This is a genomic window from Anaerotignum sp. MSJ-24 (assembly GCF_018918145.1).
Lineage (GTDB): Bacteria > Bacillota > Clostridia > Lachnospirales > Anaerotignaceae > Metalachnospira.
The window spans coordinates 204,728-229,088 of record NZ_JAHLPX010000005.1 but is presented as its reverse complement, the minus strand read 5'-3'; the positions used below and the strand labels follow the sequence as shown (position 1 = coordinate 229,088).

At 40.1% G+C, this 24,361-nt stretch carries 20 protein-coding genes and 1 pseudogene; 14 read left to right on the top strand and 7 right to left on the bottom strand.

Annotation, left to right across the window (positions count from 1 at the left end; genetic code table 11):
• Positions 1-5: 5 nt before the first annotated feature.
• The 5 genes from lepB to KQI66_RS05410 form a co-directional block, all read right to left on the bottom strand.
• Positions 6-557: a signal peptidase I gene (gene lepB, locus KQI66_RS05430; RefSeq protein WP_216427663.1), complete on the bottom strand. Its 552-nt coding sequence runs from the start codon at positions 555-557 to the stop codon at positions 6-8.
• Between the two features lie 70 nt (positions 558-627).
• Complete coding sequence (gene rplS / locus KQI66_RS05425) at positions 628-975, bottom strand: 50S ribosomal protein L19 (RefSeq protein WP_216427662.1); 348 nt, start codon at positions 973-975, stop codon at positions 628-630.
• Positions 976-1,118: 143 nt separating this feature from the next.
• On the bottom strand, positions 1,119-1,634 hold the full coding sequence (locus tag KQI66_RS05420) for an adenine phosphoribosyltransferase (RefSeq protein WP_216427818.1): 516 nt from the start codon (positions 1,632-1,634) through the stop codon (positions 1,119-1,121).
• Positions 1,635-1,684: 50 nt separating this feature from the next.
• A complete protein-coding gene (gene recJ, locus KQI66_RS05415) occupies positions 1,685-3,457 on the bottom strand; it encodes a single-stranded-DNA-specific exonuclease RecJ (protein ID WP_330655054.1) in 1,773 nt (590 codons plus the stop codon).
• A 46-nt stretch (positions 3,458-3,503) separates the two neighbouring features.
• Positions 3,504-3,917 (bottom strand): FMN-binding protein, encoded by a 414-nt coding sequence (locus KQI66_RS05410; RefSeq protein WP_216427660.1) that lies wholly within the window; start codon positions 3,915-3,917, stop codon positions 3,504-3,506.
• A 303-nt stretch (positions 3,918-4,220) separates the two neighbouring features.
• On the opposite strand from KQI66_RS05410, the gene KQI66_RS05405 reads away from it, so the two are divergent.
• Positions 4,221-5,447, top strand: coding sequence for an argininosuccinate synthase (locus KQI66_RS05405; protein WP_216427659.1), 1,227 nt, complete (start codon positions 4,221-4,223; stop codon positions 5,445-5,447).
• Positions 5,448-5,455: 8 nt separating this feature from the next.
• Complete coding sequence (gene argH / locus KQI66_RS05400; protein ID WP_334300585.1) at positions 5,456-6,832, top strand: argininosuccinate lyase; 1,377 nt, start codon at positions 5,456-5,458, stop codon at positions 6,830-6,832.
• 37 nt (positions 6,833-6,869) lie between these two features.
• Here argH and KQI66_RS05395 read toward each other — a convergent pair.
• Both KQI66_RS05395 and KQI66_RS05390 read right to left on the bottom strand, forming a co-directional pair.
• A pseudogene (locus KQI66_RS05395) lies at positions 6,870-7,715 on the bottom strand (nucleoside recognition domain-containing protein); the annotation flags it as partial.
• A 14-nt stretch (positions 7,716-7,729) separates the two neighbouring features.
• Entirely contained in the window at positions 7,730-8,596 is an 867-nt protein-coding gene (locus KQI66_RS05390; protein WP_253287681.1) for a recombinase family protein, read from the bottom strand.
• Between the two features lie 202 nt (positions 8,597-8,798).
• On the opposite strand from KQI66_RS05390, the gene KQI66_RS05385 reads away from it, so the two are divergent.
• From KQI66_RS05385 to KQI66_RS05330, 12 genes are all read left to right on the top strand, one after another.
• The gene (locus KQI66_RS05385; protein WP_216427655.1) at positions 8,799-14,657 is read left to right on the top strand and encodes a hypothetical protein; all 5,859 of its coding nucleotides are present in this window, start codon (positions 8,799-8,801) and stop codon (positions 14,655-14,657) included.
• 30 nt (positions 14,658-14,687) lie between these two features.
• Entirely contained in the window at positions 14,688-15,485 is a 798-nt protein-coding gene (locus KQI66_RS05380; RefSeq protein ID WP_216427654.1) for a hypothetical protein, read from the top strand.
• A complete protein-coding gene (locus tag KQI66_RS05375; RefSeq protein WP_216427653.1) occupies positions 15,478-15,795 on the top strand; it encodes a type IV pilus modification PilV family protein in 318 nt (105 codons plus the stop codon). Before KQI66_RS05380 ends, KQI66_RS05375 begins: the two co-directional genes overlap by 8 nt.
• Entirely contained in the window at positions 15,788-16,300 is a 513-nt protein-coding gene (locus KQI66_RS05370) for a prepilin-type N-terminal cleavage/methylation domain-containing protein (protein WP_216427652.1), read from the top strand. Before KQI66_RS05375 ends, KQI66_RS05370 begins: the two co-directional genes overlap by 8 nt.
• Positions 16,301-16,321: 21 nt before the next feature.
• The gene (locus tag KQI66_RS05365) at positions 16,322-18,034 is read left to right on the top strand and encodes a GspE/PulE family protein (RefSeq protein ID WP_216427651.1); all 1,713 of its coding nucleotides are present in this window, start codon (positions 16,322-16,324) and stop codon (positions 18,032-18,034) included.
• Positions 18,024-19,076 (top strand): type IV pilus twitching motility protein PilT, encoded by a 1,053-nt coding sequence (locus KQI66_RS05360; protein ID WP_216427650.1) that lies wholly within the window; start codon positions 18,024-18,026, stop codon positions 19,074-19,076. The genes KQI66_RS05365 and KQI66_RS05360 overlap by 11 nt, the downstream gene beginning before the upstream one ends.
• A 69-nt stretch (positions 19,077-19,145) precedes the next feature.
• Positions 19,146-20,342 carry a type II secretion system F family protein gene (locus KQI66_RS05355; protein ID WP_216427649.1) on the top strand — a complete coding sequence of 399 codons (1,197 nt, stop codon included), beginning with the start codon at positions 19,146-19,148 and terminating at the stop codon, positions 20,340-20,342.
• Positions 20,343-20,432: 90 nt separating this feature from the next.
• Positions 20,433-20,822: a prepilin-type N-terminal cleavage/methylation domain-containing protein gene (locus tag KQI66_RS11430; RefSeq protein WP_216427648.1), complete on the top strand. Its 390-nt coding sequence runs from the start codon at positions 20,433-20,435 to the stop codon at positions 20,820-20,822.
• A gap of 129 nt (positions 20,823-20,951) precedes the next feature.
• Positions 20,952-21,761, top strand: a complete 810-nt coding sequence (locus KQI66_RS05345; protein ID WP_216427647.1) for a prepilin peptidase — start codon at positions 20,952-20,954, stop codon at positions 21,759-21,761.
• Positions 21,762-22,007: 246 nt separating this feature from the next.
• Positions 22,008-23,021, top strand: coding sequence for a pilus assembly protein PilM (gene pilM / locus KQI66_RS05340; RefSeq protein WP_216427646.1), 1,014 nt, complete (start codon positions 22,008-22,010; stop codon positions 23,019-23,021).
• A gap of 15 nt (positions 23,022-23,036) precedes the next feature.
• Positions 23,037-23,627 carry a hypothetical protein gene (locus KQI66_RS05335; RefSeq protein ID WP_216427645.1) on the top strand — a complete coding sequence of 197 codons (591 nt, stop codon included), beginning with the start codon at positions 23,037-23,039 and terminating at the stop codon, positions 23,625-23,627.
• A gap of 15 nt (positions 23,628-23,642) precedes the next feature.
• The gene (locus KQI66_RS05330) at positions 23,643-24,194 is read left to right on the top strand and encodes a type II secretion system protein M (RefSeq protein WP_216427644.1); all 552 of its coding nucleotides are present in this window, start codon (positions 23,643-23,645) and stop codon (positions 24,192-24,194) included.
• Positions 24,195-24,361 lie beyond the last annotated feature (167 nt).

Here is a 24,361-nt window from a genome sequence, read left to right as displayed (position 1 = left end):
CTCTGTTATGCTTTACTCATTATTTTAAAACGTACCTTGCCTATTATTTTATCTCGGTCAAATATACCGATATAGCTGTCACGGCTGTCCGCACTTATATTTCTGTTATCACCCATAACAAAATACTCGTCTGTAACAAGCTTTATGGGATACTGCCAGTCACCGCCACTTAGCATAGGCTCCATTATATAATCTTCATTAATTGTTTCACCGTTTACTGCCACATTGTAACAGCTTTCGTCTTCATTATAATATATATTTATTTCATCACCGGGTCCTGCAATAACTCGCTTAATAAAAAGCTCGTTATCCATTCCGCTGTCATATTCGCATATTACAATATCATTTCTCTTTGGTGCAGATACTTTATATGTAAACATATCCGTAAACACCAATTCTCCGTGTATATAATTCGGCTCCATTGAAACACCCTTAACCGTAGTGATTCTAAAACCGAAGTTTCTTATTCCGATAACAAGTACTGCTCCGATTACTATTACCGTAAGCCATTCCTTTAATTCCTGTTTGGGGCTTTTTTTAACTTTTTCCTTGCTCATAAAGCTACCTCCGAAACAAAATTACGCAACTGTGAAAACAGCGTGCAGAAAATCTGCACGCTGTAAAAAATTATCTGATTGCTTCTTTAACTTTAGCTGCTTTACCAACTCTGTCTCTTAAGTAGTAAAGTTTAGCTCTTCTGACAATACCACGTTTTACAACTTCGATATGGTCAATTCTGGGTGAATGTACAGGCCATGTCTTTTCAACACCAACGCCTGATGCAATTCTTCTTACTGTGAAGTTTTCTCTTACGCCGCCGTTCTGTTTTTTAATAACAACGCCTTCAAACATCTGGATTCTTTCTTTTGAACCCTCTACAACCTTGGCATAAACACGTACTGTGTCACCAACATTGAACTGAGGAATGTCGCTCTTAAGCTGTTCAGCTTCGATCTGTCTGATTAATTCGTTCATTTTCGTTCCTCCTTCCTTCCAACGGTGTTCATAAATACTACTTATTTTCGTAACAGCGGAGCACCGGTAATAACCAACAAGACCTTTTCAGGTCAAACGCATTTGCTATTATATCAGATACTTTCCCGAAAAGCAAGCATTTTTTAATATTTAAGTATACTCTTTACGTTGTAGCCTTTAAGTACATCTCTGCCCTTAAGGTCTTCAAGCTCAATAAGGAAACAAAGACCTGCAACCTCTGCTCCTACCGACTCAACAAGCTCGATCATAGCCTTTGCTGTTCCGCCTGTTGCAAGAAGGTCATCAAGGATAACTACCTTCTGTCCCTTCTGAAGTGCATCAACGTGCATTTCGATTGTTGCTGTGCCATATTCAAGAGCATATTCCTTGCTTACTGTTTCGGCAGGAAGCTTGCCTTTCTTTCTTATAGGCACAAAGCCTTTGCATTTATTATAAGCAATAGGCATACCGAATATAAATCCTCTTGATTCCGGTGCTACCACAATATCATAATCAACATCAGAAAGAGCATCTGCCATTTCGTCAACTGCCTGTCTTAAAGCATTTCCGTCTTTAAGAAGTGTAGTTATATCTCTGAAAATAATACCCTTTTCCGGAAAATCCTTAATGCTTCTTATGGTATCTTTTAAATCCATTATTATTCCTCCTCAATAGCCGAGTGAATTTATTTATAAACAACATTTTTATTTTACCACCGGAATGACGTTATATCAAGCTGTATTCGCTCAAACCCATTATATTTATTTATCTTTGGTACATAAATAATGTCAGTGTATACATTGTTTTCTTTTCCGGCAAACATATTTGACACCTGTTTGTCACCGTATTTGGCTTTTATATTTTCAACAACCTTATCAACATCGCCGAACCATATAGCTTCAAGCTCCGTTGTTCCGTCGTCAAGATACAGCTTAAGAACATTTTTGTTTTTTCCCAATATCATTGCCCTTCGTATCGAAACATTTTTAGCCGCAAAAACAGGCTTTGTATTTGCCTTTCCGCATGGCTCTATAAGTGCCGTTTCATTAACTAAATTACTGTTGATTTTTGAAAACGGAACAGCCGCATCTATTACTATTCTTTTAAATTTATCAGCACCCTCGGGCCAGCCCGGTTCATTCATTCTTCTTACAAATTCATCGAAATTTTTCTTTTCGAGCGTAAGCCCTGCCGCCATAGGATGTCCTCCGAATCTGGAAAGCAGATCACGACAGGTCATTATTCTTTCAAATATATCAAAGCCCTCAACGCTTCTTGCCGAGCCTTTTATGCTGTTTTCGTCACTGCTGTCCGTCAGTACTATAACAGGTCTGTGGTAAATATCCTTAACTCGTCCTGCCGCTATTCCGGCAACGCTTTCGTGACAGTCGGGAATATACTTTATTATAACATTTGAATTTTCGGCATCGTCGCCAAGCTCCGATACAATTTTCCCTACAGCGTCCTCTGTTGCTTTTTTTCTTTCATTATTATATGTAATAAGTTCATCAAGTATATTTTCTGCCTCGTCTCTGCTTTTGCTGAAGAACAGATGCATTGCCAGTATAGAAGTTGACATTCTGCCTCCGGCATTTATTACCGGTCCTATGAAGAAGCCTATTCTTCCGACCGAAATTTTTTCTCCGGGCTTAAGACATCTGTCGAGCAAAGCTCTCATTCCGAAATTTTCGGTCTTATCAAGTATCTTCATGCCTTCTCTGGTAATTATTCTGTTTTCACCCGTTAAATCAACAATATCACACACCGTTGCAACTGCTGCAAACTGCATAAGCTTATAAAGCTCACCTTTAGCGATTCCGAATTTTTCATAAAGACATTCGGCTATTTTATAGGCAATTCCGGCACCGCAAAGCTGTTTAAACGGATAATCGCAGTCCGGTCTTTTTATATCTATAACCGCATCTGCCTCCGGAATTATATAATTCGGACCGTTTTCCGTATGCTCATACTGCACTTCGTGGTGATCACTTACAATAACCGTAAGTCCAAGCTGTTTTGCAAGCTTAACCTCATTTATTGCGGCTATGCCGTTATCACAGGTAAGAAGTATATCAACACCGTCAGCCTTTGCGTTTCTTATTATTCTTTCATTAATTCCGTAGCCTTCGCTTTTTCTGTCCGGAACATCATAATCCGCATCAGCTCCGCATCTTTTCAATGCCGTAACAAGTATGTAACCGGACATACAGCCGTCAACATCATAGTCCTGCACTACCCTTATTTTTTTGTTTTCATTTATTCCGTTCACAAGAATATTTATGCCCTTTTCCATGTCCTTCATTAGATACGGTGAGTAAAGGTTATTTATTGTACCGAATAAATATTCATGTATATTTTTTTCGCCTATTATTCCTCTGTTCGTTATTATTCTTGCCAATATAGGAGAAATACCAAAGTGTTTTCCTATTGCATCAAAATCCGCTTTTTTATTTGCTATAAACCATTTTTCCATTTTATTCACCAAAATAGGGCCACCAAAGGCGGCCCTTTATTTTTTTAATATTAAATTACTGGCCGAGAGCATTAAGCACAGCAAGCTTTATAACTCGGCTGGAATCGGTTGCCTTTGTAACATCATCAACCATAACGCTCTGATCCGAAACAATGGTGTCTACTATATCGGCAGCAGCCTCACCCTTATCTGTTTCAAATTCATCAAGAGTTATTTTCTTAATCTCATTGTCTTTTACTATTACAGTAACCTTGGCACTTATGGTTTCAAATGTATATTCTCCTTCATATGTACCGTCTGCAACAGTATCAAGCTTAACTTCGTTTATGGGAATATTCTGAACAGCATCAAATTTCTGACCGAGTCCTCGGTAAAACTGGATGCCGAAACCGATTGCAAAGAGAGTAACTCCCCATAAGACAATCAACAAACATTTTTTTAAATTTTCATTTCTATAAAAGCTTGCCATATAAAACTCCCCCAACATTAATATCTTCCTCTGACATATTATATCATCTTTTTATATATTATTGCAACACTATTATTGGTATAGTATATTTTAATTGTATATTTTGTCAGAAATAGCACTAAAAATACCAAAAAGCAACTTATTATGCACAATCATGTATTAAAATTTGTTTGTACTGCATAAATATTCACGTTTTTAATTATTTTTGGATTAAGTTGTTGCAATTTTCACAACATCAATGTATACTTCTTTATATTGAAAAACATATATAAAATTTATTATAAATCGGAGGTTTGAATAATTATGAAAGAAAAAATCGTACTTGCTTATTCAGGCGGACTTGATACAACAGTTATCATCCCTTGGTTAAAAGAAAACTACAACGATGCTGAGGTTATTGCCGTATGTGCAAACGTAGGACAGGGCTCAGAAACAGAAGGTCTTGAAGAAAGAGCACTTAAAACAGGTGCAAGCAAGCTTTATCTTGAGGATCTTACAGAAGAATTTATTACAGACGCTATTTTCCCTTGTGTAAAGGCTAACGCTGTTTACGAAGGAAAATATCTTCTCGGTACATCAATGGCAAGACCCATCATCGCAAAAAGACTTGTTGAAATCGCTCGTAAGGAAGGCGCAACAGCTATCTGCCACGGTGCAACAGGAAAAGGAAACGACCAAGTTCGTTTTGAGCTTACAATAAAGGCTCTTGCTCCCGATCTTAAAATCATCGCTCCTTGGAGACTTGATACATGGAAGATGGATTCTCGTGAAGCAGAAGTTAAATATCTTGAAGACAGAGGAATTCCCGCTCCCGTTAAGAAAGGTGACAGCTACAGCCGTGACCGTAACATCTGGCACTTAAGCCATGAAGGTCTTGAGCTTGAAGATCCTGCAAACGAGCCTAACTATGAGCACCTTCTCCAGCTTGGTGTATCACCCGAAAAGGCTCCCGACAAACCTACATATGTAACACTCGGATTTGAAAAAGGTATCTGCACAACACTTAACGGCGAAAAGGTTGGCCCTGTTGAACTTCTTACAAAGCTTAACGAAATCGGCGGAGCAAACGGCATCGGTATCGAAGACATCTGCGAAAACCGTGTTGTAGGTATGAAGTCAAGAGGTGTATACGAAACTCCCGGCGGATCAATCCTTATGTATGCACACAGAGAGCTTGAATATCTTACACTCGACAAGAAAACTCAGGCTTTCAATGAAATCGCAAGCAACAAATTCACAGAGCTTGTTTACAGCGGCGAATGGTACACACCTCTCCGTGAAGCTCTTTCAGCATATTTTGACAGCGTAAACGAAACAACAACAGGTACAGTTAAACTTAAACTTTACAAAGGCAACATCATTCCTGCCGGATCAACATCACCTTATTCACTTTACAACGAATCAATCGCAAGCTTCACAACAGGTGAACTTTACAACCACAAGGATGCTGACGGTTTCATCAACCTCTTCGGTCTTCCTCTTAAGGTTCGTGCAATGATGTTACAGAACGTAGAAAAAAACAATAAGTAAGGAGTCGCATTATGAAGCTTTGGGGCGGACGTTTTACAAAATCAACCGACAGCTTTACTGACCACTTCCATTCTTCAATCTCATTTGACCAGAGAATGTATAAGGAAGATATAACCGGCAGTATGGCACATGTCGATATGCTCGGAAAACAGGGCGTAATTCCTGTTGAAGACGCAAAACTTATACACAAAACCCTTCTTGAAATACTTGACGATATTGAAAACGGCAAAGTTGTTTTTGATGAAAAAGCAGAAGACATTCATATGAATGTCGAAACAATACTTATTTCAAGAATAGGTGATGTCGGCAAAAAACTTCATACCGGCAGAAGCAGAAACGACCAGGTTGCTCTCGACATAAGAATGTATGTAAAGGAACAGATTACAGACATCAGAAAGCTTATGCTTGAGCTTATTGAGGCACTCAACAATATAGCCGAAGCAAACATCAACACAATTATGCCCGGTTATACACATCTTCAGCGTGCCCAGCCTGTCACACTTGCTCACCATGTTCTTGCTTACTGCGAAATGTTCAAGCGTGATATAGAAAGACTTGACGATACATACAAGAGAACAAACGTAATGCCTCTCGGTTCAGGCGCTCTTGCCGGAACAACTTATCCGCTCGACAGAAGCATGGTTGCAGACACTCTCGGTTTTGCGGCAATAACTCTCGACAGCATGGACGGTGTATCCGACAGAGATTTCTGTGTTGAGCTTCTTTCAACGCTTTCTATAATAATGATGCACTTAAGCCGTTTCTGCGAAGAAATAATTCTCTGGAGCAGTCACGAATTTAAGTTTGTTGAGCTTGATGACGCATATTCAACAGGCTCAAGCATAATGCCTCAGAAGAAAAATCCCGATATGGCAGAGCTTATCCGCGGAAAGACAGGCCGTGTATACGGCGACCTTATGGGAATGCTCACAGTTATGAAAGGACTTCCGCTTGCATACAACAAGGATATGCAGGAGGATAAGGAAGGCGTATTCGATGCAATCGACACAATTAAGATGTGTGTTCCCGTATTCACAAATATGATTAAAACTGCTGTTTTCAAAACAGATAATATGTATAATGCAGCAAAGGGCGGCTTTACAAACGCAACCGATGCGGCAGACTGGCTTGTTAAGCACGGCGTTCCTTTCAGAGATGCCCATGCAATACTCGGTCAGCTTGTGCTTTACTGCATAAACAACAATACTTCGCTTGAGGATTTATCACTTGATGAATTCAAAGCAATATCGCCTGTTTTTGATGAAACGGTATATGATGCTATATCCGTTGAAAAATGCGTTCAGGCAAGAAACATTGTCGGCGGACCTTCACCGGAATACATCAAAACACTTATTCAGAAAAACAAGGAATATCTTGCAAAATAAAAGTAACTGACAGGTCGGAAAAATTTCCGACCTGTTTTTATATAAATAACCTCGCTATATTTGAAAATAAAGTGCATATTATAAAACCTGCCGCCAACGGCATTATTAACGAAATCACAGTCCATTTTGCACTTCCGGTTTCTTTTTTTATCGTCATAAGCGTTGTTGCACAAGGCCAGTGCATTAATGAAAACAGCATCATACTTACCGCAGTTATCCATGTCCAGCCGTTTGAAATTAACAACGCCTTAAGCTCGGCTAAACTCGACATATTTACAATAACGCCATTCTCCATATAAGCCATTATCATAATCGGCACAACTATCTCATTTGCCGGAAATCCCAATATAAATGCAGTCAAAACAACTCCGTCCAATCCCATTATTTTCCCTATCGGGTCTAACGCTCCGGATAACATAGAAAGCAAGGTAATATCTCCGATATAGATATTTGCCATTAACCATATGAGTATACCTGCCGGAGCTGCCGCAGTTATCGCCCTTCCGAGAACAAATATTGTCCTGTCTATTACCGACCGCAACACAACGGTTTTTATTTTCGGCTTTCGATACGGCGGCATTTCAAGAATAAATGACGAAGGCGTCCCCTTCAATAGCGTTCTCGTAAGTATTCCCGATGCAATAAACGTCATTACTACACTGAACACAATAAATGCACAGAGTATAACAGCCGAAGCCGCAGTCTGCCTAAATCCGACAGCATAGCCCGTAAAGAACATTGTTATTATCGAAATAAGCATTGGAAACCTCCCGTTACAGGGAACAAAGCTGTTTGTTATTATCGCAACCAGTCTTTCTCTTTCCGAATCAATGATTCTGCACCCGGTTACTCCGGCGGCATTGCACCCGAATCCCATGCACATGTCAGCGGAATTATTTATTTTCTTTTCCTTACTTCCGATATTTTCTCGAATGTCTCTCTATCGATTATCGCTTCATGTCTATTTTCACTTTTTATCCACTCATTCTTAGGATTCCGTATCATTACATCACTTTTGAATGATACCTTCTTTGATTTTCCCTGTACAACACTACCTATGTATACCTCATTGGAAATTATTTTACACACGGTTGATGCTCTCCACATAAGCTTATCTTTCACGTATCCTTTTATAAAACCGTATTTTCTGTATTCCTTGGGCGTAAGTACATTTTCTTTATTAAGCATTTCTGCAATTTCAGTCGGTCTTAAGCCCGAATACGCATATTCAAAAATCCGTTTTACTATTTCTGCCGAAGCATTATCTATAATTAAATGATTTTTGTTGTTCTCATCTTTTTTATATCCGTACGGTGCAAAATTTCCTATAAAACTGCCTTCAAGCATTTTGCTGTGGAGCGAACTTCTTATCTTTCTGCTTATATCTCTTGCATACATTTCATTTAATACATTTCTAAACGGTATCATATCAGAAAATCCGCCGAATGAATCATATCCGTCATTGACTGCAATTATCCTTACTCCTTTTGAGGGAAAATAAATTTCCGTATATTGTCCCGAAATTATGTAGTCCCTGCCTATCCTCGATAAGTCCTTTACCATAACCGTATTGATACTTCCATTCTCTATATCCGTTATCATTTTATTCCATGCCGGTCTGTCGAAGCTTGTTCCGCTGTAACCGTCATCAATGTATTCTTTGTATATATCAAAACAGTTTTCTTCTGCATATCTTTTCAATATCTTCCTCTGATTTGAAATACTTGAGCTTTCAATTTTTCCGTCATCTTTTGAAAGCCTCATGTATAAGGCCGCAACATATTTTTTCATCAAAATCCCCTTTTTGAAAGTATAAATTCGTCTTTTAATACAACTTGCCTTTAATAGATTTCTCGGCAAAAAATTGTTAAAAAATGTTGTTTACATGCCCTAATAGTATTATAATTTAAGTATATGTCTGCTTTTTTAATCAACCAAATTTTTAATAAAACGGAGCGGAAATGCTATGAAAAAAATAAATAATAAAAAAGGCTTCACTCTCCAAGAGCTTCTTATTACAATCGGAATAATCATAATTACGCTTGCTATTGCCATTCCGGCAATATCCTCACTCAGAAAAAATCTTATGATTGCGGAGCTTGACGACACAGCCCGGCAGATATATCTTGTAACGCAAAACAAGCTTACAACCATGAAAGCAACGGGATCTCTCGCTAATTTCCAGGACGATCTCGAAGCCGGGTATCTCGGACGAAGACTTAGTGAAACGGATATGTGTCCGCAGGATTACGATTTAGGCGACGATGACTGGAAAAAACTTTATGTACTGAACAATAACGATTCTATTTTACAGGATTATATAATAGGCGACGATTCAATACTTGTATCTTCGCTTGACCAGAACGGCCATTTCATAATCGAACTTAATCCGGAATCAGGTGACGTCTATGGTGTATTTTATGCCAAAAAGAGCTTTGTTTATGACGAAGTTAATTTCAACGGACTTCCTTCAAGAGACCGTTCGGACAGAAAACCTGTAATGATAGGCTATTACGGCGGTTCAATCGGTCTTTCGGCCGAATCGGATTATCCCGAAAATTTGAATCCTACTATAGATATAATCAACAAAGAAGATTTATATGCCAAAGTTACATGCTCAGGTGTAAGAAAACTCCTTAAAACACAGCGTTATATAATCGCTACGGTAACTCTTACAGACGAAGAGTATGTTTCCGGGAACGAAACAGAGCATATATGGTCAACCGATTTACGAGGCGGTACGGATTTCTGGCTCAGAAACGATACGCTTTCATTTAACACTCTGTTTGACAGTATTCGTGGCGATCGCGAATCCTTTGAAAAGATTACTAACGGAAAACTTAATCCCGGCGATAATCTTAAAGTAGCAATAAGCCTTACATATTCATATGACGGAATGACTCTTACCGGCTACGGAGAAGTTTCAAATGTAAACAGCTTATTCGGTTCAAGAGATGCAGACGGAAATATCACCGTCCATGCGGTACGTCATCTTAACAACCTCAGAAGCACAATTTATGACGCTAAAAAAGGCGGAATAACAATAACGCAAACCGCACCGATAGATTTTGAAGTAAAAAGCACCGATGTAGGTTCAAAGAACTGGGATGATGACGCAATTATAAAAGGAAAGCCGTTGGCAAACCCTTATGCAGAAACAGGTATTAAACCTATAAACAACTCAACTCTTTTCAACGGAACAACATATAACGGCAACAACAACAGCATTAACCACTTCAAAATAGCAAATACATCGTCATCGACAAGCACAGGACTTTTTGAAACGCTTAACAACTGTACCGTTCAGAATACCCGTCTTGTGAATATCGATGTTGACGGTATAAGCAATGTCGGTGCTCTTGCCGGAGAAATGAATGGCGGAAGTGTTATATCAACAGGCGTTTATCTTACTAATGTCGATGAATACGGAAGACATCTTCCCGATATGGCTGACAGAGTTGAAAAATACATGATAACAGCAAGAGGCAGTAATGCCGGCGGACTTGTCGGCAAAACTTCAAGAGGCGTTACATTCACCGATTCCTTCGGTGCAATAAATGTCAAGGCATCTTCTTATGCCGGAGGTCTTATAGGCTATCACGAAAGCGGCATAATCGGTAAATGCTATACCTCCGGAGATATAACAACAACACTCAACTACGCAGGCGGTATAGTCGGTTTTGCACGATCGGCTTCACTTACAGATTGTTATTCAACCTCCGATATTACCGCACAGGGCTATTCAGCCGGAATTGTCGGCTATGCAACGAGCGGACTTATAACAAGATGTAACGCTTACGGACGAGTAGCAAGAGAAGATGATTCCGTTGATTTAAACACATCTGCGGCAATCTGCGGAAACAGAAACGCAACCAGCATAGGTCTTACGGATTGTAAATTCCTTCGCCAGGCAAATTACAACTCGGATTATTATATTCCTTCCGGTGCTTTCGCTTACGGATATACGGATTTAAAGAAAGGCATAACAAACAGCAAGGCAAACAGCCATCCGTACTCAACAGAGCTTGCCAATGCGGTATTCCCTTTTGCTATGCTTAACGATTCAAACGGTTCTCTTATGGATCATTACGGCGACTGGCCGGCAGAGCTTAAGCTTCAGACATCGCTTGTATATTATGAAAAATATGCAACTCCCGATGCCGACGGAAAATATTTCGGCTACTATGCGGAAACAAGCCTTACGGCTGTTAATGCCGATCTTGATACAGGTGGTCTTAACAACTGGAAGGTCGATACCTTAAGAGATGAAACCTGTATAGAAGACGGCTATGCAATAATGAGTATTTATTCTTTATCAAGCTATACATATAAGCTTAACGACGATATAGACAAAAACGCAAAGCTTAATACCGTTAAAATAAGCGAAACAGCAGGCGACGGCTTATCTGTAAGAATTGATAACAATGCAACATTGGAATTTAAAAACGTAAATGACGGTTCTTCCTATACGGTAACAAGTTGTAAAATATTCCAGCTTCCGTATGTTCTCCAGATGACCGAGAGAAACAATGCCGCAAGATTTTACGATAAAATCACAGTTACGGGCTATATAAATACAGAGGCTAAATTCGAAAATTACACATTCTTCTACTGCCCGGACTTTGCAAAGAATGCAATAAATCCCGACATAAGCGTTACAAATGCAAAATGTCCCGATGACCCTACCGGAGAAGACAATCCGGTTTATGTAAGAAGTGCAAGACATATAAACGCTTTAGGTCATGCATCATATTACTGGAACACATTTAACGGAAGTAAAAAAATGTATTTCTTACAGGAAACCGATATTAACTTCGGAACATATGTAAAAACCTACTGCGGTAAAACATATGACCTTATGGATACATCAAAGGGAAATACATACAGAAATGTTCCTATCGGAAGACCTAACTCACAGCCGTTCACAACTCCGAGCGGTGTAAAGTATTCACCGAGCAACTTCCGTAACACTTATGACGGACAGAATAAGGTTATTATCGATTATAGATGTGTTACATACGAGGAAGACAACTATCAGTTCACCGGCCTTTTCGGAGAGGTTCAGGAGGCGACTCTTAAAAACATTCATATGATTGCATCAGATCCCGATAACGAAAGCGGATATGTAAAATCATACTATCGTGCTACCGATGAAAAACATTCCGGTGTCGGTGCAATGGTCGGTCTGCTCTATGTTGAATGCGAAAGTGATAAGGAGTATATAAAGAATTACGGCAACACTGACCCATACAGTCATACATATTCTACAATGTACAACTGCTCCGTTTCCGGATATACAGTTGCACAGGGAATAGAATCCGACTCAAACGGAAAAAAGCATAATCCTTATGCTATTGGTGGTCTTGTCGGAGAGTGCTTTGGTAAGATTGAAAACTGCTCTGCTGTTTCCAAAATTGTCAAAGCAGATACAAATTCTTCGTTTAATCCCCAATATAAGCTGATTGGCGGTCTTGTCGGAGGTTTAAACGGCCGAGGCTCAATAATAAATTCCTATGCCGGAGGCGAAATCTCCGTTACATACGGAGGAGGTATTGCATACGTCGGAGGTATTGCCGGCGGCTTTGACAATATTTACGGTGCATACTGGGGTAATAATAACGAAAGTAAGAGAGCTCAGAAAATAACACAGAGCTACAGCTATTGCACGATAAACGGCGAAAACCTTAAGGGTGATGTACGTGCTTATGGTATTTCAAGTGATTACAAAACACTTACCGTTAACAGTTGTTATTATCTTAAAAACACTATCGTTAATACAACAGTAAGGACACCATGGTCGGGCTATCCCAACTGTCTTGGTTATACTGCGTGTGATTACACTGAACTCACCGAAGTAACGCTTCCTAAGTATGGCAACGCCGCCGCTTCGGGAAAAGCTTCGGCTGACAACACATATCCTTGGTCGGACGACCTTAAGGGAAGGAATTATCCGTTCCCTGCCGTTGTAAGAGATTATGATCCGGAAACAAAGACCTACGGAGATTATCTCCACTTCGGTGACTGGTATGCGGAGGCAAATCCTCTTCCTACCGGATATATTGCGTACTATGAAAAATATTCCGATGATACCTACTTCTATAATTACATGGACGATGAAGGGAAAATGGTTTCAGTCGGAACCATGGATACGACAAATTCAAAGAGAATCACATCAGCAGGCTATGGTTTATTCCATCTCAGCGGAGATACACATAAAATATCTCTCAACGGACTTGAGGTTTCAAACGGTGACGAGGTTCTTTCAAATATAAAGATAGGTAAAGGCACCTATAATCTTTATAAACTTACAGCTGCCGCAGTAAACCGTATCAAACCGAACGGAACAAATATTTACAGTTCGGTAAGAGTTGATTATAATATTGTAGATTATAATATTTCATCAAGTAAATCGGTAACAGTATATATCAATCCTTACTTTGCAAATGCAATATCGGATAAAGCACTCACAAATTCAACCGCAAACCGTTTCCAGGTCAGAACAGCCGAACAGCTCCAGAACATGAGCAACGCCTCTGCCGGATGGTATATAAAGGTTACTCACAACATATATGCTTCCGACTCAACCGGAAACATCGATAATAAAGGCTATAATTTTGATGGCGGTTATGTTTCGGGAGGCAGCGGTGCTCACTACGGAAGCTACAACAGCATAGGAAATAAAGGTAATTACATAATCGGTCTTACTAAACCGTTATTTAACACAATAGCCGCAAACGGAACGGTAACAAACACTGCAATAATTGATGCCGCCGTTGAATCATCAGCGGTAAGCACAGCTCCGTTGGCAGTATCGAACTTCGGAACAATAAATAACTGTTTCACAGAAGGTTCTGTAACGGCATACGGAACAGTATTCGCATCCGGCTTTGTCGCTCTTAACAGCGGAAAAATTTCTTCCTGCTATGCTAACTGTGACGTAACATCGGATTACGGCTTTGCTTCCGGTTTCACCCGTTCCAATACAGGAACAATATCCAACTGCTATGTGGCAGGCAAGGTTAATTCGGCAGAGGCAACCGGCGCAGGCTTTGTCGGAGCGAACGACAAAAACGGTTCAATAAGCAACTGCTATACAATATCCGAAATAAACGCAAAGACCTCATATGGTTTTGCACCGCCAAGCAATTCGATAGCAACAAATTCATGCTATTGGGCTTACAGTGCGGCCGGCATAAATTATTCCGTTACAGGAACAAGTGCCGGAACAAGAAAATCGTTAAGAGAAATAAAGAGCCTTAATATATCAACCGCATTTACAACAAACAATGCCGGTCATACATGGCCTAAAGATACGGATATTGATGATACAACATATCCTTATCCGAGAATTTCTTCATTAGACCACTGCGGAGACTGGGCAAAATCGCTGGATAGTGGTAGAATAGGTGTTGTAAAATATTTCACGAACGGCAGAAGCTATAAAGGAAACGGCGTATGCGTTGACTCAACTGACGGAAAAGTAACAACATATATCAACAATGATTATTCATATAGTACATCTTACCCTACATCACTTGCTGTATTGTGTGATTCGGATATTCAAAGACATCTGTCCGACTGGACAATATCACTTAACTATAAGGACGGAAATGACAAATTACGTTCAAAGGAAATACCATGGGGTAACAGTACTCAATATTTAAGTATTGAAAATATTGACGGCGATTTATATGCTATAAATATTTCAAACAACTTTAAACTCGGAACTATAACAATGGATAGCTTGACTATCAAAAACGAAAAATATAATGCCGCTTATACATTTAAGTATTCAACGACAGATCAGACTTTTACTTACAATTAACTTTTAACTACTCAAGGAGGCATCACTATTTTGAACAGAATATCTAAAAAACTTAAAAGCCAGAGTGGTGCCTCACTTATAATTGCACTTGTTCTTCTCCTTGTCTGCGTTATGGTCGGCTCGGTAATCCTTTCATCAGCCGCAGGAAATGCAGACAAGATGAGAAAACGTGAAGCAGAACAGCAGGAATATCTTGCATTAAGCTCTGCTGCCGAATTAATAAGAACTTCTCTCGGCGGAACGGTTTATTCCGCATGGGAAAACAACACCGTATACCAGTGCTACGGATATTATGACTGGATGAGTCCGGAAAAACATACCGACGTAGCAGATGTATGCGATGAAATGACCTACGAAAACAACGATGATGCCGGTTTAAAGGCTGATATAGCCGATGTAGTTTATACCGCATATCGTTCACATACAAAATACTATGCACCTACAATAGTGCCTTCGGAAATAGAAAAGGAATTTACTGTATCATCGGCAGATACCGATATACCCGATGTAAAAGTAAAAATGATTTTTAATACACAAACCTACGGAACTATCTTTTATCTTACAATAGCCGAAAACGCTGTTTCGGACTATGCCTTAACTCTCAGATTTAATCCGGTAGTCATTTCTCCAAACAAGGGAAGTGTCGATGAACAAATCGAGTACAAACCGAATTCAGATAAGCATTTGGTTCTTGAAATTGTTAAAACCGATGAAGGCGATGAAGAACACGAAGTAGAGCGTGGTTTTGATGTAACTATATATACTTTGAATACAACAGTTACCTACGATTCAGGCACAATAACAAAGGGGGTAACGACAAATGCGTAATATCCGCAAAAGAGCTTCTAAAGGCGAAACACTTGTGGAAACACTTGTTGCAATAGTAATAATCACCTTTTCGGCAATCATACTTGTAAACATGACAATAGCGTCAACCAATATAAACAGAAAGGTTGAAAGCTCAGATACAAACTTCCGTGATGAGCTTGCCGCCGCAGAAGGCTTGCAGAATCCGGCAAAAGGCCAGATAACTGTCAAAAGTGAATCCGGAACATATAGATATTCGGTTGAATACTACGGAAAAGAAGACGGACTTCGTTCTTACCGTATTCCTTCGGAGGTGACAAACAATGGATAAGCTTAAGTCCTCTAAAGGCTTTTCTCTGCTGGAAACGCTCGTTGCCCTTATAATTGTCCTTTTGGTTGCATCATGCGTCACCATAGGAATAAGTGCATCAAACCGAGTATATAAAAGATCTCTTTTCGTATCGGAAAGCGACCTGACCGCATCAACGATAGATATAGCTCTCTCCGATGTTTTGAGATATGCTTATGATATAAACTGTGCAGATGACACAAACACAGTTTCATCGTTCTCAAACAAAAATTACAGCATTGATGACGGACATTTTGTAATAAAGCAAGGCTTTTTATACATAAACACAACAAATGACATTTCCGACGACGTTATCGGCGACCATCTTAAGCCTCTTATAGGCGGAAGCACATATACAGCATCAAAAATGACTGATTTTCAGTTAAATTACAACGACGGAGAATTTACCGGAAGCTATACATTGCAGAGCAAAATGTATTCCGATTTATCAAAAACCTTTACTTTCAGCTTCAGAACTATATCCTGACATTAAGGAGTGACAAATATAATGAGATACGCAAGACTCGGTGACCTGCTTATTTCTGCCGGACTTATCACGCAGGAACAGCTCGAATCGGCATTAAAAAATCAGAAAATAACCAAAAACCGTTTAGGTAAAGAACTTATAGAAGAAGGAATAATAACAGAAAGCCAGTTAATCGAGGCTCTTCAGATGCAGCTCGGTGTTGAAGCAATCGACCTTTCTACCGCATCCATATCGCCTCAGCTTACTGAAATTCTTCCTAAAAACATTGCTAAAAAGCATGGCCTGGTTCCCGTTAAGCTTATCGGTAACGCTTTATACATAGCCATGAGCGACCCTCTTAACTTCGTTGCGATAGAGGACGTTAAAAACGCTACAAGAAAACGTGTTATCCCGATGATAGCAACCGCCGATTCTATCGAGCGTGAAATTGCCACACTTTACGGAAACGAAGGTGCCGCAAGAGCTATCGAGGAAATGAAGCGAGAGATTTCCGACACACCTTCTTTCGCTATGGATAACGTAAACTCACTGGAAAACGATAACCAGTCCGCTCCTACTATCCGACTTGTAAACTCTCTTATCGAGCGTGCTATTGTTGAGCACGCCAGCGATATTCACCTTGAGCCGGAAGAGGACGAGCTTCGTGTGCGAATGCGTATCGACGGACTTCTTAAAACAATTATGTCTGTTCCGAAAAACCTTCAGTCTTCCGTTATCTCCCGTCTTAAGATAATGGGAAACATGGACATTACGGAGCGTAAGGTTCCGCAGGACGGCCGTTCAAACGTAAGAATCAAAAATTCCGATATTGACCTTCGTATGTCAACCATACCTACAATAAACGGCGAAAAGTTCGTTATCCGTATTCTTGACAAGAACTCACAGCTTTTAAGCAAGGAAAAAATCGGTCTCAAGGACGAAAATCTCGCAAAGTACAACTATCTGATAAATAATAAAAACGGCGGCGTTATACTTATAGCCGGCCCTACCGGTTCCGGTAAAACATCAACTATGTATTCAATGATCCGAGAGCTTAACACAGAGCTTGTAAACCTTGTTACTCTTGAAGATCCCGTCGAATACAACATACACGGCATAAACCAGGTACAGATAAACGAAAAAACAGGCATGACCTTTGCCGGCGGTCTTCGTTCCATACTCCGTCAGGACCCGGATATTATCGCTGTCGGCGAAATACGTGACGGTGAAACCGCACAGATAGCAATGCGTGCCGCCATAACAGGACATCTCGTTCTTTCTACTATCCATACCAACAATGCCATCGCAACCATAGAGCGACTTCTGGATATAGGTGTTGAGCCTTATCTTATCTCCAGTGCATTAAACGGCGTTATTTCACAGCGTCTTGTAAGAAAAATATGTCCCGAATGTCGTGAGGAATATACTCCAACAGAAGAGGAATTAAAAAGCGTAGGCTTTACAAAGGAAACTGCCGCCGGCCATAAATTCTATCATGGCAAAGGCTGTTCTGCCTGCTACGGCACAGGCTATCGTGGACGTATAGGTGTTTTTGAAATACTTCTTCTTGACGGAAAGCTCAGAACCGCAATTTCAAAGAACAAACAACGTGACGAAATAACCGCAATAGCAAACGAAAGCGGTCATTTCACAACTCTTGCCGAAGGATGCCGCAAGCTTATTCTTGACGGAACAACAACTATTTCCGAGGCAAGACGTATAACAAACACAGGTGATTACGACTATGAAGATTGAAGATCTTATTTTAGCTGCAAAAGAAAATAATGCCTCCGATATTCATATAATCTGCGGACTTCCGCCGAAATACAGAGTTATCGGTGAGCTTAGATCCATGACAGACCACATACTCACACATGATGAGTGCGACTCCCTTGCAATACAGCTTGCAGGCGAGGAAGGCTATCAGCAATATCTTGACGAAGGCGAGGTTGACCTTGCGGTAACTCTCTGCGACACACGAATCCGTGTCAATATATTCAGTCAGCAGGACCATACTTCTATCGCTCTCCGTCTTTTGAACGACAACATTCCGCTTTTGGATTCACTCGGACTGCCTCCGGCTGTAACCAATTTTACATTACTTAAGCGTGGAATCGTTCTCGTAACAGGCCAGACAGGCTCCGGTAAGTCAACTACGCTTGCCGCAATACTTAACGAAATAAACCACACAAGATGCGACCACATTCTCACTCTTGAAGATCCTATCGAGTATATCTATACTCCCGATAAGGCAATCGTCAACCAGCGAGAAATCGGCAGAGATACAAAAAGCTATGCAAACGGACTTCGTGCCGCACTTCGTGAAGATCCCGATGTTATTCTTATCGGAGAAATGCGAGATCCCGTAACAATCGAAACCGCACTTACGGCGGCAGAAACAGGACATCTTGTTTTTGCTACGCTCCATACGGGTTCTGCGGCAGATTCAATCGACCGTATTGTTGATTCGTTCGAGGAGGCAAAACAGCATCAGATTCGTTCTCAGCTTTCCATGACGCTTGTCGGCGTTATCTCCCAGCAGCTCATCCCCAAAAAAGACGGCTCGGGACGTGTTGTTGCCTGTGAGCTTATGATTGTCAATCCGGCAATCAAAAACCTCATTCGTGAAGGCAAAACAGCACAGATAGACAGTACAATAGCCACATCTGCCGACATCGGTGCAATATCTATGGATAATTCACTCTTGCGTCTTGCACGAAGCAAACAAATTTCCAATGAATCGGCAAGAATTTACGCAAGAAACCAGGATTATATAAAGAAAAATCTCGGCTTTTAACAAATCGCAAAATTAAACGGGCGGAAATGTTTTATAATATCCGGACATAATCCGCAGGAGGAATTTCTTATGCTTACCTACAAATATAAAGCCAAATCCAAAAACGGAGCTGATGTAGACGGCTATGTTGAGGCAATCAATGAATTTGACGCCGTTTCCAAAATAAAAGAAACCTGCTCCGTTGTTACGGAAATAAAAGAAGTTAAACAAAAAAACCAGATAACCTTTGAAAGACGAATAAAGGAAAAGGATCTTTCAATAATGTGTTCGCAGTTTTCGATAATACTCGGTGCCGGTCTGCCTATCGTCAGTGCCGTTGACCTTATCGCAAAGCAGACTGAATTCAAACCACTTAAGAAAATACTTACTGCGGTTGCCGGCGACGTAGGCGACGGACATCCGCTTGCCAAAAGCTTTGAGGACGAAGGCCCTAAGCTTCCGGCTACCTTTATCGAAACAATTCGTTCCGGTGAGGAATCCGGTACATTGGAAGCGTCCTTTGAACGTCTGCACAGGTATTATGACAAATCATCAAAAATAGCAAATAAGATAAAAAGTGCTATGATTTATCCAATTTTTACAATAGTTGTTGCAATTATTGTTGTAATAATTATAATGGTAGTTGCAGTACCAATATTTACAGAAAGCTTTGACGCTCTCGGCACAGATTTGCCCGGTTTAACAAAGGCACTCATAGCCACATCAAACTTCTTCACTCATTGGTGGTGGCTTATGATTATAATTATGGCGAGCTGTGGAATATTATACAAGCTTTACAGAAAGCGTGAGGACGGCAGGCTGAAAACAGACAAGATGAAGCTTAAAAATCCCATTCTCGGCAGACTTACAAGAATGAAAACAGCGTCACAGTTTGCAAACACAATGTCTACGCTTATTTCCGCCGGACTTCCTATTATGGAGGCGGTGAATATAACCGGAAAGGTAATCGACAACTATTATGTCGGCTCACAGATAATAAACGCTGTTCCTCAGCTTGAACAGGGACGTACTCTCGGAAGTGCATTGCAAAGCTGCGAATATCTTCCGGAGCTGCTTATCGAAATGACCGCTGTCGGCGAAGAAACCGGTACTCTTGAATCAACTCTTGATACAATAGGTACATTTTATGACAACGAATCCGATACAGCCGCAACAAAGATGCTTGCTCTCCTTGAACCTATAATCATCTGTGTGCTTGCATTCCTTGTATTATTCATACTGCTTTCGGTTTACATGCCTATGTTCACAATGTACGGAAGTATGTAACAATTAATATGTTATCCCATGTGAAATCCAACCCATTCACATCCGATATATAAAAGAACTAAATAAAGATATTTAAGGAGGACGTTCACTATGAATAAATTAGTAGAACTTAGAAAGAAACTTAAAAACAAAAAAGGCTTCACATTAATGGAAATGCTTATTGTAATCGCAATCATCGTTATTCTTCTTGCAATAGCTATCCCTTCATTCAACAACTCTCTTAACAAGGCTAAGACAGTAGCTGACGAGGCTAATGTTCGTTCTTACTATGCAGAAATTATGGTTAAGAATATGACAGAAAAAGATCCTACACTTCCAAGCACAGATATTAAAGGAGCAATGAAAACAGCCGGCTATGAACTTCAGGCTAAAGGTGCTGACGTAACAGCTTCAGGTACAACAGTTGATGATTTCAAGCTTACATACACAAATGACTCTTTAAAGGATGCTGATCCATTCGTTGTAGGTGGAGATCACTAATCAATCTGTTTAAGTTTGAATTTATTAAGTAATTAATTTTTAGTCCGACATACACCGGTTAGTCGGATTCAACCCAAAAAATACAGGAGCCGATGGGTTGCGGCTCCTGTTAATTAATAGGAGGCAGAAATGTTGTTATATATGACTCCTGCTTTTAAAGCATACATATTTATACTTACATTTGTACTCGGAACGGTGCTTGGCAGCTTTACCAACTGCATGGCTTGGAGAATTGCCCATGGCGAGGATTTTGTGCATGGCCACAGTCATTGTACCGCTTGCGGACATCAGCTCGGTGCAAAGGATTTAGTGCCTGTTTTTTCATGGCTTTTCCAAAAAGGCAAGTGCCGCTACTGCGGTGAAAAAATCTCCGTACGCTATCCATTAACAGAGCTTATAACCGGTATTGCATTTGTGCTTGTGCTTTTCCGTTATGATATAAGCCTCAATACAATTCAATATTTGATTCTTGTAATTATACTTCTTGCAATATCGCTCATTGACCTTGATATTGCGATAATACCGGACAGATTTATTTTAGCCGGAATAATAGATTATGTTGTTTTTGCCGTTCTTGGCGGCGGAAATATAATAAAAAATATACTCACCGGAGTTTTTAACGGTCTTGTTATTGCCGTGCCGCTTATTATAATAGTACTTATAATGGATAAGATTCTTAAGAAAGAAAGCATGGGCGGCGGCGATATAAAATTATTTTTCATGGTTTCGATGTATTTCAACTGGAAATATAGTTTGTTTATGGTGCTTCTTTCATGTATAATAGGAATAGTGTTTACACTTATATTCAGTAATATAAAGGCGAATGATGAGGATAACCCAATGGCGTTTCCCTTTGGGCCTTCGATTGCCGCTTCGGCTGTTATCTCGCTGATTGTTGCAGAACCGATAATAAATTTGTACCTCGGCTTGTTCTTTTGAGCCTTAAAGAAGAAAATAGTCTGAATTGATTTAATTCAGTAAAATATAAAATTAACTGTCTGTCGGCAGTTTTAGGAATTTATTTTGTGAGGTAGTAAACTCTTAAATTGCGAATGCTGACCTCACAAGACAGTGCGGTCAATATTTCCCGGCGGAAAGTACATACTCCCACACTTGAAGAGTGTGAAACATTGGTTTTAAAGGCACAGCCTTTTGCAGAAAATTATAACCCGTAGGAGGGATTTCATGTCTAAAGTTTATACCGGAATACAAATCGGTAATTACAGCGTAAAGCTCACTCAGGTTACCGATGACAAAATCGACAGAATATCTGTAACACCCCTTCCTGAAAACCTTGTTAAGGACGGACGTATTTTATCTATTGACGCAATATCCGAGCTTATAAAAGGCATTGTCAAAGACAATCAGATAAAATGCAAAAACGCCGCTGTCGTTCTTTCATCAGACGTAAGCTTTGCAAGACGTACCACTATGCCCTATATGCCTATTGAACAGCTTAAAATCAATCTTCCTTACGAATTTCACGATTACATACAGAACGAAAAGGAATCATATAATTATGACTATGCCGTAATCGGAAAGTTTGAAAACGAAAAAGGCGAGGTTGAGTCGCTCGACCTTCTTATAGCGGCGGCAAGAAACGATATTCTTGATGAATACACCGGCATGTTAAAAAAGGCAGGACTTAAGTTTAAGCTTGCCATTCCCGAACCGCTTACATACAGAAATCTTCTGCGAACATATCAGAAAAATAACGAAAACCATCCCGATGAATACTGTATTGTTGATTTGGGTCATGCCGCAACAAGAATGCACATGTTCAACGGCACAATATATGATACCACTCGTGTAATCGAATACGGCGGTGCCGCACTGGACGCACTTATTGCCGACTATATGGACGTAGACATTCATCTTGCATCTAATTACAAAATTTCAAATATGTATGATGTTCAATCTCTTGATGTCTGTCATGATTTATACAACAGGATAGCTGTTGAGCTTTTGCGAGCCTTAAACTTCTATCATTATAACAACCCGGAAAGCACTCTTAACGACATTTATTTCTGCGGCGGTCTTGTTAAAATAAAGCCGCTTATGGAGATAATACAGTCAACGCTTGATGCAAACATACATAATGTTGCAGAGCTTATTCCCGGTTATGATGCTGAAAAATATGACAGCGAAAAATCCGAGGCTGAAATAGCAACGGCGGCCATTGCCATAACATTACAGTAACAGGAGGCAGGTAAAATGAAGAAAAATTCAAACAAATATCCGGTTAAAACCGACATTAACCTTGCCATTCGTGAAAAGAAACAAAACAAACTGTCTACAACCATTCCGACATTCATCATTCTTGTTATTGCAATTGCCATTTTCTCTAAGTTTGCTGTAATCAACAGACTTGAGCAGGCAAGCGAGGCAGAGAACTCTGCCACAGTTGCACAGCAGCAGCTTGAAACACTTAAGGAATACACAAACAATTATCCTAAGGTGCTTGAAGAATACAATGCACTTCTTGCATCAAAGTCCTCTCTCAATGTTGTTGCAACGCCCATGGAAAGACTCGGTCTTGTGGAAAGATACCTTATATCCGCATCACAGGTGAACTCCTTCGATGTTGTGGACGATGTTATAACCGCACAGATTTCCGGTGTAACACTTAACCAGATTTCAACCATATATGCCAACCTTATGAGCGATCCGCTTATAGACAACGTGCAGGTCTATACCGCATCAACCAACGACAAAAACAACTCACTTACAACGGCAACAATGACAATTCAGCTTTTGGTTGATGATTCATTGGCAATAGATGATACTTCATCATCAGCGGAATAAACAGGAGGGATACATATGTTTACATATTCATTTAACAATCGTGAAAAGGTATTGCTTGTTATCCTTGCCTGTATGCTTATCGGCGTTTTCTATTACTTTGTTGTTCAGGTTCCTGTTACCGACAGAATAACAGCGGCACAGGCACTCCAGGCAGATGCAGAGGACAATATGGTTATAGAATCGGCAAAAGCAACAAAAATGAAAAAAATGCAGGCTGTTATTGATGCGGCAGATTCCAACACCCTTAAAGCCGAGATACCGCAGTATAACAATATAAAGAACGTAATGGTACAGCTTGACAACATTGTCGGCTCCGCAACAACGGATTATAACATATCCTTCTCGCAGATTACCACAAACGAAGGACTTGTATACAGACCTATAAATATGTCCTTTGACTGCGCTAACTATGCCGCCGCAAAGAACATTATTTTAAACTTAAATAACTGTCAGTACCGCTGTATGATTGACAGTGTAAGCATTGAACCGGAATCATCGTCAAACGAGTCCATCGCAACAAGTCCGGTAACGGTCAGCCTTACAATTACATTCATAGAAAAAAACTAAGTTCTTAATTCGAAAACATAGCCTCGGAATTTCCGAGGCTATAACTTTAGATAAAGTTATTTTTGTACAGCGGAAGGTATTAGGAAACGAAGAGTTTCCTAAGTGGAATCCGCAGGCGGGATTTACTCCCGTCGAGGAGAATAGCGAGTTTCAAGGCTTTTTAGCCG

Coding starts and splice junctions, on each gene's coding strand:
- KQI66_RS05375 (WP_216427653.1), top strand. CDS start 15,478: ATGCGTAATATCCGCAAAAGAGCTTCTAAAGGCGAAACACTTGTGGAA.
- lepB (WP_216427663.1), bottom strand. CDS start 557: ATGAGCAAGGAAAAAGTTAAAAAAAGCCCCAAACAGGAATTAAAGGAA.
- KQI66_RS05385 (WP_216427655.1), top strand. CDS start 8,799: ATGAAAAAAATAAATAATAAAAAAGGCTTCACTCTCCAAGAGCTTCTT.
- KQI66_RS05370 (WP_216427652.1), top strand. CDS start 15,788: ATGGATAAGCTTAAGTCCTCTAAAGGCTTTTCTCTGCTGGAAACGCTC.
- KQI66_RS05330 (WP_216427644.1), top strand. CDS start 23,643: ATGTTTACATATTCATTTAACAATCGTGAAAAGGTATTGCTTGTTATC.
- KQI66_RS05410 (WP_216427660.1), bottom strand. CDS start 3,917: ATGGCAAGCTTTTATAGAAATGAAAATTTAAAAAAATGTTTGTTGATT.
- rplS (WP_216427662.1), bottom strand. CDS start 975: ATGAACGAATTAATCAGACAGATCGAAGCTGAACAGCTTAAGAGCGAC.
- KQI66_RS05355 (WP_216427649.1), top strand. CDS start 19,146: ATGCTTACCTACAAATATAAAGCCAAATCCAAAAACGGAGCTGATGTA.
- KQI66_RS11430 (WP_216427648.1), top strand. CDS start 20,433: ATGAATAAATTAGTAGAACTTAGAAAGAAACTTAAAAACAAAAAAGGC.
- pilM (WP_216427646.1), top strand. CDS start 22,008: ATGTCTAAAGTTTATACCGGAATACAAATCGGTAATTACAGCGTAAAG.
- KQI66_RS05335 (WP_216427645.1), top strand. CDS start 23,037: ATGAAGAAAAATTCAAACAAATATCCGGTTAAAACCGACATTAACCTT.
- KQI66_RS05405 (WP_216427659.1), top strand. CDS start 4,221: ATGAAAGAAAAAATCGTACTTGCTTATTCAGGCGGACTTGATACAACA.
- KQI66_RS05365 (WP_216427651.1), top strand. CDS start 16,322: ATGAGATACGCAAGACTCGGTGACCTGCTTATTTCTGCCGGACTTATC.
- KQI66_RS05345 (WP_216427647.1), top strand. CDS start 20,952: ATGTTGTTATATATGACTCCTGCTTTTAAAGCATACATATTTATACTT.
- KQI66_RS05390 (WP_253287681.1), bottom strand. CDS start 8,596: ATGAGGCTTTCAAAAGATGACGGAAAAATTGAAAGCTCAAGTATTTCA.
- KQI66_RS05360 (WP_216427650.1), top strand. CDS start 18,024: ATGAAGATTGAAGATCTTATTTTAGCTGCAAAAGAAAATAATGCCTCC.